We start from the raw sequence: 10,327 nt of genomic DNA, 5'->3' as shown, positions 1-10,327 counted from the left end.
CAATTGTTCGGCACAGCTTTCAAAAACTGCTCCAAAGCTTCTCACGTCTTTTTCGTACCGTCTGATAAACTCAAGCATCATTGTGCACACGCAGACCATGGTCGTATGTGCAATGATTGAACCGTACTGATTGGCACAGCATGATTCAAGCCTGAGAAACTGTTTCTGGTTGTAGAAAGAAACCTCTATGCTCCAGCGTCTGGCGTAGGTTCTGATGATTTCTTCTTCCGTTAAGGTAATGTCTGTAGACAGCAGGCAGATATACCTGTTTATGTCATTTCTGTTGCGGACAAACACAATCTTCAGTGGAATGTTTTCTTTTTTTGAGCGAACTTCAACGGAGCCGAGTATTTCCTTTTTGGTATTCAGTAAAACATCACGTAACAGCTTTGAGTATAAGGACTTCATGTTATAACATCTTCTTCCTTACAACCGTGATAATTATCCATGGTGCGTGGACATCGTTTCCGTCAATGCCGAATCATATGAGGAGGATGGCAGAAGCCGTATCGTGGTGACTCCTCCTGCAGGGATATGTCCGTCTCCCGCCTTTGCGGTATCCTTTGACTGTGACTGTATTGAGACTGTTAAAAATCACGGACTGAAACCTTCAGAGGCGGCTCCGCTTCTTGCCGACATTTTGAAAAAGCACGAACAGGTGGTTTTTTCGAATGCTAAGTCATGTCAGATGTTCAGGGAACTTCTGGTGAGTCTCCAGATGACTGATGTTTTAAGAGATAAAACAGTTTCCTCATTTAAAAGCATACTGCATGCCGCAGTAACCCTAAAAAACATTTACTATCCGAAGGCCTGGTGCAACATCAAGAAGCTCTGTTCGGAGCTGGGCTTTGCGGAAAACAGGTACATAGGGTGTATGTACAGGGTATTTGCCGACCTCTACGGGAAAGCGCCGAAGCTTCTCAGCTACTTTGTGAAAAGGGATATGGTTCTCGGCACGGCTGAGTCCTCCGGCAGAATTGTACTGGGAATCACCGAAGACGGCTTTCGTATAATCACCCCCGTAATGGTGACCCGGGACTATATTCTTGGAATGGACATATCAAAAGAAGTGAAGCCGTGCGTACTCCCGCTTAACGGCTCGGTGTGCTATACCGTAAGCTCGGCAATTAACGGTGCCGTGGCACAGTCTCTCGGGACTGATTTTGAGTCCATTAAAAGGAGATTTGCCGAGGCTCTGCCTTACTGTAATTCCGATACGCCTGAGCATGAGATACTTATGTCCGGACTAGGGGAGCTTCTTAAAAACGCCGATTCCGATGACACCACAGCCGTAACCGACGAAAAACTTCGCCGGCTCACGGGGCTTGTACCTTCAGGAAGAGTGTTTCTCGGAGCATCCGAGGTTTCCGCATATGTGGGAAAGGTGTCAGGACCGCTTCGTACGGCCATGCTTGACTATCTCTACCTTGAGGAGTATCCGTTCCCGCTTGGTTATGAGGACGTATACAGGGATATTGTTTCTTCGAGAATAAATAGTGCCAGGGATGTCATGGTATCGGAACTTGAATATGCCACCGCAGAGGCTGAAAAAAACGGCAGTAAGGAGAGCCTCAGCAGGCTTTCCAACCTGTACAGGTTTCTGTCGGAGTAGAACCTAAGCCTGCAGGCGTGTAACCGCTACGGAGAATGTTATTCCGTTTTCCGTAACGTTTATATCCATGAGACGTCAGTCTGCCTGAGATTATACAATTCTGTTGATGTTAGGACATACCGCAACAGCGGTGACGACCGGAATGCCTGTAACGGGATTTACTCCGGTTACCACAGAACCTATGTTAGCTACCGGACGTCCTGCCCGCAGTCTCGTAACAGCGGTGGTTGCTGAAATTACTCCCACGCATACGGCTCCGGCAACTGCATCGCCGATGCATGCGGCAGGCAGTCCCTTGATCAGCCTTATGGGAGCTCCCGGGCCTGCAATGACGTCACCGGTGGCTGTAAGGTTGGCAATTGTTGCTATCGGGGTTGGCATAATTCACCTCCTTGACGTTGCGGCTATTCAATATTCAGGGCTTTGGTATCGGTATTCAGGGCACCGGCCTGGGTACCTACGGCTTTGGCATCGGCATCAAGAGCATTGGCATTTGCAGTTGAGGCGTTACCTTCGGTTTCTGATGCCTTCACAGCACCTTTTTGTGCCTCAACCTCATCTTTGGCAAGACTTTCCTCGGTTTTGCTGGCTGAGGTATTGTTTTCGTGAATGGTGGTCTTGCCATCATCTGCACACAGGTGTTTGCTGCCGGTAATATTATCATTTTTGTAGTTGGTTGTTGACGCGGCACACAGTGCAATGATGCCGATGTCAATACTTAGATTTAAAGCTGAAACTGCAACCGCTTCGGCAATGGCTGTGCCGAGCTTAAGACTGAGTTCATCGGTATTCATTTTGGGTACCTCATTTTTAGATGTTTGACTGCAGGTATTCAGATTAGGGAATTTACCATTTTGTTCATCGGCTTTATTATCATAATTCTGTTATTGATTTTTATTTTAAATAATTATATTAATCGTCTTGATTATCAATTTCAGAATCTTCATCTTCTCCCTCCTTTATCTTTTGATCTATCACTTGTGTTTGGGATACATCCGACACAGGTGAATTTGATTTTTGATCAATCTGCGACGTGTTCGTTGTTGTTTTGGCTCCAAATGCTATATTTGTAGCTGAGAGTTCCATTGAGGAAGCAGATTTCATTGATTTCAGATTATCTGCTGCAAGCGGAGTATAGGATGCCAGAGAGGTAGCCATTCGCGCACTGCTGCTAACCATTAAATAGATATCATGAGGGCTTATGTAGTTGTTTTCCTTTGTACGCTTGCAAAATGAAATGTCATTATCATTTTCGGCAAGGATTATGTTGGTAACAAGATTCTCAATCATATCCACTGCGTCAAGAGCCAGACCAATGCCTGCTATCACAGCATTATAGACACTTCTTGTTTTACAGTATCTGTTCGTGTCTTTATTGTAAAGGATTATGGTTGCAATTATGTCAGCAATGATTGAAGTAATGCTGTTGGCTGCTTTTACACAGCTGGAGCTTACCATCCATCCTTCGGAGTTCGAATCCGTCCAGCCGGTGCTGAAAGCACCATTAAGCACCTTTGCTCCCAATCCGGCGGCTGTTTTTAGAACGGCAGGTGCAGTCAGAGTAGCTGATTTAAGGCGAACGCCGTTGGAAGTGACCTGTCCGTATTTAGTACTGAAGCCTCCGCCAAATGAATCGGAAATGGCAGAGCTTGTCAGGGAATTGGCCTTGAACTGGAAACCGCTAACGGTGACACCGGTTGTCGGACTCAGTGACACGGATGCATCCCAAGGTGAGAATTTGTTGGTAAAGTACGCAACCGCCATCTGGATGGTGTTGCCGTTAATATTAAGCTTTGAATTGCCAACCTGAAGTGTTATTGACTTATCAGCCGTCAGAATAAGATTGTTCTGAGCTTTAACCGTAACATTGTTTGACAACACGGAAGTGTCAGCATCAGCATATATTTCATGTCCTTTTGCATATATTCTGCTGCATCCTGTGGTAAACAGAATACTGCCACAAGGAACAAGAGCTTTCTGCAGAGCTAAATCCATTTGTTTATCTTTAAGCTGACTTTCTGTAAGCTGATCGTCCTTATATTCGCTTATGCTGGTATCGTTCTTGATTATTTTTTTTAATGCAGATGATATCACTGCATCAGTCTTTATTGCACTTATCAGATCATCTACGTAGCCATCCTGAGATGTGTACAGATCCTTAAGTTTCTGTATGTCATCGTCTGTTGATGTCTGACTGCCACTCCGGGCTGCCTTGAGGTCACCGTCAAGTTTGTTTTTGGCATCTATAATGTTCTTAAGATTGGTCTCAAGATTACTTTTATGTGATGACGTATAGGTATCTATGATTTTCTGGGAACTGAATTTTGTTCCGACAATATTCATGAAAGAAGTAATTTTACCTGTATTAACCATGTGTTTAATAAGGTTTTTTGTCGAACTTAATTGTGTGAAATCCAAAATATTGTCATCGGAATCCCTGTTCCCATTGTTTATTGTTTTAGTGAGATTGTTCGCACAGAGATGTCTGCTGTATATAAGTTCATTTCTCATGGAACTGTCAAATACGGGCAGAGCTTCCGTTGTCGGCAGGTATCCCTGAAAATAATAACTGCCGTTAACTAAAATAAGCAGAACTTTCTGACCGATTCTTGGGAAATTCCCCAGAGAATCATCACCGGATGATGTGCTTACATATGTTGCGGTTACTGTTTGGTTTGCATCGTTAAGTAAAGCGTAGAATGATGACGGGAATGCCGTATTGTCATCAGATGACGGCTGAATGGTTCCGATTGACGTTACGGCACCATCCTTATCGCATACGGTGGCAATGAATACTGAAGGTACGGATGAACTGCCGCTTTCTCTGACCGTATTATTAGTGCCTGCAAGCACTGTTGACGGGGCGTTCACCGTCACCGTGTCTTTTTCTGCTGAGTCTGCGTCATCGGCATTTATGCCTCCAAGCGTACAGAGTGGCGCAAGAGTACTTTCTTCGTTTTCCGGTTTCGGAATTGCTACGGCAGTAAGATCAAGCTCATGTTCTTTTGTCTCGAACCCTACGGCCTGTTTAAATGCTGCGGGGTAATCCAGATTGAAACCAAAATGCGAGCGGATTACCAGATAGCTCTCGCCATCTATTTCAAGAATCTGACCTGCTGCCACGGCAAAATCGTGTGATGTAATACGGATTCTGTCAGATGAGACGTTGCTGAGGGCTGCCTGGGATTCACTGATATAGTCTGACATTGATTTTTTCAGTGGGGCAGCCAGACCTTTGACATGGTCAAAACCTTCATGCTGAATCTGGTATTCTGAATTTATAATGCTGTCTGCACGCAGGGTGGTGGCACTGTTCTCACCGGTATAAATGCTTCCCTTACCGATGTATCCCGAGCTTATCATCCTTTCAAGGTATACAGGCTCCGCATCAAAGCTTTCAGCATTGCCGCGACCGACCGCACAGACGATTGTTTCCTTGTTAACCAGGGTACTGTTTCCTGTCAGCTGTTTGGCGTGACCTGTTTTCCAACCTCTGGAGAACACAACCTTTACTGAAGATTTTGATGAGTCGTCTTCAGCAGGAGTGAGTTCGAATACATAGTTAAAACCGAAATTTCGGCAGATTCTGTTGATAAAGCTCAGATCACTTTCATTGTTCTGCTGCAGAATGTATCCGTTTTCTGGAATGCGGTCAAACATGGATGAGCTGATTTCGCAGTTCTGCTGATAGGACGCAAAAATTTCACTGATGACATCGGTAGGGGTACTGTCGCTGCTGAACCTGCGGGTGCGACGGTTAAGTCCCATCAGTACCATTTCCGGTTCTATTGTGAGTTCATAACAGTAACAGTCATCTCCTGAAGCTGTACTGCCCAGACTTGACACAAGTCCAAGTGACCTGTATGACGTTATTATTCCCTGAAACCTGCGGCCACGACTAATTGAGCCGGCAGTGTTGTACTGAAGCAGGGTAATTTCAGTCTTAACGTTGAGACAGCCGTTCAGACTGTTTCGTTTGAGAGCGTCTTTGGAAAACAGTGTTACCACTGCCCTGAAGGGAACACTGATGCCTTCACTCAGTATGCATTTGTATGGAGTGACATTCTTAAAATCGCATTTGCCGATAAAAGAGATGTTAATTTCTTTTTTCAACATAAGTTCATTCTCTCAAATAAATTGTCACGGTCTGCCAGTCTGAGGTCATATGAGCGGTAGGGCTTGAAGAGCTCCTTCGTTATCAGTAGGCTGACAGTGCCGGCCAGTTTTCAACTGACGGCCATTTTTCCGGGGCCAGCATCTTCTGTCCGAAGTAGACCTTTAGGAACAGAATTCCCTTGTCTCCTTCTGATGATAACACGTTAACGGGTACGTAAGATGCGTTGTTCTTATCATTATTTAAATGAATCAGGTGTTCATCCAGATAAAGTTTTAACGGCGCGTATCTTCCGCTGATTGCCACTTTGGCACCGGCCTTGCTGTCATCGGAATATCTGTAGAAGTCAAGTTCCAGACTGTCAATGTCCACGGTATCTTCATAGATGACCTTGTCCTCATCATTGACAAAGGTGCTGAAACGCTTTTTAGCGGCCTTTCCGGCTCTGATGTCCACGTATCTGAAGCGCAGCATGGCATTGGAGTAGTCCTTTCCGTACAGCTTCTCTATAAGCGCGTTCTGGGTTCTGACGTTCGGAATTGCAATCTTGGCAATTACCGGATTATCAGTGGAGCCGAACGTCTTTAAGATGAAGTCAACGTTGCTGACCCACTCGGATATGTCACTGCGGCCAGCCTTGAGACCGTTCAGAAGAGGTTCCTGAATTGAGCTTACACCCTCATCAGAACTTTCCTCAGCCTGTGGATTCTGTGAAGCTGCGGTTTCGTTTTTGCCGGTATCGTTACCTGCGGCCTTCTTCTGTCCGATGCCGAAGCTCAGCAGCTGCTTTCTGAGTTTCTGCATGTCTTCAGGAACAATGACCTGTCCGCTGGTGTTGCCGTTACGCAGTACAGGGAAATAGTAGAGCCTGTTCTGGAATTCGGTAAGAGACGCGGCAACGGAATAGTTTGCTTCGGATTTAAGCAGACGGATGCCGAGTCTTACGTAGGAGTCCCACCACGGCAGTGTGTTCTGGGACTTGCCCTGGGCCATAACCAGTGTAAAGTCGTTACGTACTTTCTTTTTATCCAGAGAGTTGACGTAACGGTTGGCACTGAGTACATCGTCTGGGAGCAGTGTCCAGGCGTTCAGAATGTTAGTGCAGGCCTGATTGTAGTTAAGATCCATGAGTTTTCTTCTGGAATCAATGACCTTAAGGGCATTGTTTCTGCTGCCCTGACCGTTGGCTGAAAGCACGGAATCATGAATCTGGGACAAAACTTCGTATGACGTGTTGTAGACATCACGGAGCTGCGCATTGATTTCATATGCCCGACTTTCTTTTGTGAAGTCGTGGAAGGTTGAGTAATCATAGAACACCGGTCTTATGCTGTCTCCGAATGCGGCCCAATAGTTAACGTAGGCATCGGAGTAAAGCATGACGCTTTTTCTTATCCTGCTGATGCGCTTGTCATTCTCGACATATTGAGAGAAGAGTTTTGAAGACTTGTTTTCGATCCTGTTCTTATCGTCCTTCTGCTGAGCTTTTGCTTTTACCCGGCTGTCAAACTGCAGGAGATAGGCAATGGGATTTATGAATGATTCTACTGCCTTCGGAGCATACTGTTCATCCAGTTCAAAATATCCCAGAGCCCTTCTTGCTGATTCGAAGTTAACCATCCCGTTAAACAGGCCGTCTTCATCGTCTGCGGCATCATTCATGCTCATGGCAAGATCTGCAACCTTTCTTGTAAGACTGCTGTCGTCAGGATAATGCTTCAGGAGATTTTTAGACAGCTGAACCTTTGAAACAAACTCTGCGTATTCGAGATACATCTGGGCAGCGTTAACCAGATCCTTGGCATTTTCCAGATTCTTGTGGCTTTCCATGAAGTTCTTAAGATTTCTGTTCTTTAATGCAAAGACGCTTTCCAGCTTTTTAAACTGACTTTCAAAGTATTCCGGAGCCTTTACCTCAAGCGGAAGCTCGTCTTCCGTGGCGTAGACCAGTTTAAGAATATCGGCCAGAACGCGATATCCGTATTTTTCTTCCTGATTTCCGAATTTGATTTTGTCGTAGACGCGACTGTTGATTATTGATGAAAGGCGTTTTTTAGTCTGTTCATAATCACGGGTGATGTTGTCGGCGGCAACATTCTGCAGATGCAGAACCTTGCTGGTGTCAGAGTAGTCTGAATCAAAATATCTCTTTCTTTCCGTGTTGTTCTGGATGTAGTCAGTAAATTCCTTAAAATCATCATTCACTATATTCTTATAGTCCAGATAGCTTTTTTCAAATAAAGCGGATCTCTGGAGATCAAGTGTTTTACCGGCTTCTGCTTTATCTTTGCTGTCTTTCTTTTCTACCACTGGGGTTGAGAAAGTGCTGAGAAACTCGGCATAGTTTCTGTCAAGATAATCAGCCCTGTTGATGGTGTAGTAGATTTCACGGCGGAGTTTCATGTATTCCTCAATTGACTGATCCAGATCCCGGTTGGAGATGTCGGAGGTGAAACTGATGAACTTTTCTGCCGTGTGCTTTATTTCATTACCATTCTTGATAAGGATTTTAAAGGTCTGATAATCAGACTCAGGGTAGGCGTTTCCCTCAATGATCTGTTTTATGAGATTGCGTATTCCCTGATTGATGCTTGGGTAGTATTCCTTGTAGAGAAGTATCTGTCTGATTACGCTGGCGGAGTAGTTTTCGTTTCCTCCGGTAATGTCGCTGAGTTCTTTGGCAACCTTTGATGATACGTCAGGGTACATGTAGTCAACAATTGACTGCAGACTCTTTCTGATGGTGCGGGAATTTCTTTCGGAGAGAATTCCGGGATCACCACCGACCTGTGAAAGCTTCATGAATGCCAGCAGTGCATCAGCCCTGGCTTCAGTGTAGTAAGAGTCGTTGTTTTTCAGATTGTAGGTAAAAGAGGTTGCTGCCGGGAAAAAAATCATGTCCGCGGCCATTTGGTTGTAAATGGTCTGACGTTCCTGATGGTACAGATTGTTGTAGTCATAAAAAAGGTAATTGGTCGGGGCGTAGATCATCGGCAGAGGCCTGTCCGCAAGGAGCGTCAGTTTTGAATTTGTGAAGAAATTAAATCTGGTTACGCCCGGAATGTTTTCCATAAGTTCATCAAAGCGATCGATACCGTTTCCGGAGTTATAGTCCACGTCAAGAAGAGGTGAGTTCAGCATGGCGTGAGACTTGAAAAGAGTGCTTATCTGCTTGTAGTACTGGGTGTCCATTTCTAGCTTTCTGCTGATAAGGCTCTGACCGAGTATCGCTCCTGCAAGATAGTTAAGGGTCAGCAGACCGAGAACCAGTCCTATGGTAACGGCTGGAACGTTGCGTCTTATCTTTTCGCTTTTTGTAAAGTCGGCTCTTCTGTCGAGGAAACCGAGGGATGAGCCAAGTACGCTGCTGACAAAATATGAACCCTTAAGATGTTCGTGGGATTCGGTCAGCGGAGATTCATCCGTCGTGGCCTGCTTCAGTTCGGCAAAGCCTGAGTCAAAACAGATGCCCTGATCCGCAGTGGAGCAGAAGTAAACCCCTTCCGTCATGACACGCGGTGTACCGGTGCTTGCGGAATTGAAAATTATCTTCAGGTAGTGCCTGAGATTGGATCTGAGTGTTTCAACCTGCTGCGGAAAGGTGAATATGTAGGAGGACAGATCTATTCTGCCATTGTCGGTGTAGCTTGCATCAATGATTTTTTTGGAAAGGAACATGCCTGCGGCAGTTTCCTTCAAATCGGAGATGAAGCTGTTCCACTCCTCTGTGAAACGCTCTTCCTCATAGACTCCGCTGTTGCTGGTGAGACTGAATCCCACGGTTCTGTTTCTGCCTGTTCCGGAAACGCCTGAGAAGAATTCTCTGAAGCCGCGGATGCAGTCTGATTTGGTGATGAGCACTCTTACCGGAATTCTCATTCTGATTGTTCCGGTTAGACGCAGAAGTTCAGAGGATATCAGTGAGGCCTTTTTCTCGGTAAGGCCTTCATTGTCGGCAAGCAGAGCGTCTGCCGGAATTGTCAGAATAATGCCGGAGAGCGGTTTGATGCGGTGGTTTTTTTTGATAAGGTCGCATATGGTATACCATTCTGCGGAGGAGCCTCCCATCCAGTTGTCAAAGAAAACGTGTCCCTTGACGCTAAGGTAAATGCGTTCACTGTTTACATGAAAATTTACGGGTTCCTTTCCGTGGGTGTCGTTTTCATGCAGAACGGTATAGGTATTCAGCTGTCCTTCAGTGAACAGGCTGTCCTTTCCGGAGAGAGGTTCGCCGATAACCACGTACCACGGGGTACTGCCTTTTTTTGGACATCTTGTACCGATAACCTTTTTGGCCGATGCGAAGAACATTTTGATGAGTTCGGTGTTAGGGGACAGATTCTGCTTACCCTGTTTGTTTTCGTTCTCACCGGATACCATTTTGGAAAGGTTGGACCAGATCATTAAATCGTCTTTAAGTGAACGGCGTTCCTTTTTCATCTGGTGCCTGTGTTTAAATCTCTTAACGAGTATATATACTGCAAGTGCCAGAATCAAAAACAGAATAATGAGTATCACTATTCCCAGCGGATTGCCGAAAAGTGATGTCATAAAATCCTGTGATTCCGTCTGAATGTCTGGAGTTGAGGCATTATTCATTT

The 10,327-nt window shown here is 45.4% G+C and carries 6 protein-coding genes; 1 reads left to right on the top strand and 5 read right to left on the bottom strand.

Translation table 11 applies throughout. The annotated features are described in order from the left end of the window. On the bottom strand, positions 1–408 hold a 408-nt coding region (locus tag BMY80_RS05125), incomplete at its 3' end, for a transposase (protein WP_143066455.1). Between the two features lie 46 nt (positions 409–454). On the opposite strand from BMY80_RS05125, the gene BMY80_RS05120 reads away from it, so the two are divergent. After that, entirely contained in the window at positions 455–1,612 is a 1,158-nt protein-coding gene (locus BMY80_RS05120; protein WP_093141549.1) for a hypothetical protein, read from the top strand. A 90-nt stretch (positions 1,613–1,702) separates the two neighbouring features. Here BMY80_RS05120 and BMY80_RS05115 read toward each other — a convergent pair whose 3' ends face one another. From BMY80_RS05115 to BMY80_RS05100, 4 genes are all read right to left on the bottom strand, one after another. Next, positions 1,703–1,993 (bottom strand): hypothetical protein, encoded by a 291-nt coding sequence (locus tag BMY80_RS05115; protein ID WP_093141547.1) that lies wholly within the window; start codon positions 1,991–1,993, stop codon positions 1,703–1,705. Positions 1,994–2,016: 23 nt separating this feature from the next. Further along, entirely contained in the window at positions 2,017–2,406 is a 390-nt protein-coding gene (locus BMY80_RS05110; RefSeq protein WP_093141544.1) for a hypothetical protein, read from the bottom strand. Between the two features lie 118 nt (positions 2,407–2,524). Next, entirely contained in the window at positions 2,525–5,728 is a 3,204-nt protein-coding gene (locus BMY80_RS05105; protein ID WP_093141543.1) for a phage late control D family protein, read from the bottom strand. A gap of 82 nt (positions 5,729–5,810) precedes the next feature. Beyond that, positions 5,811–10,325: a type VI secretion system protein gene (locus tag BMY80_RS05100; RefSeq protein ID WP_093141540.1), complete on the bottom strand. Its 4,515-nt coding sequence runs from the start codon at positions 10,323–10,325 to the stop codon at positions 5,811–5,813. Positions 10,326–10,327: the final 2 nt, after the last annotated feature.

The organism is Ruminobacter amylophilus, from assembly GCF_900115655.1.
Classification (GTDB): domain Bacteria; phylum Pseudomonadota; class Gammaproteobacteria; order Enterobacterales; family Succinivibrionaceae; genus Ruminobacter; species Ruminobacter amylophilus.
Note: the sequence above shows the minus strand (reverse complement) of the source record. Positions and strands in the feature narration are given on the sequence as shown.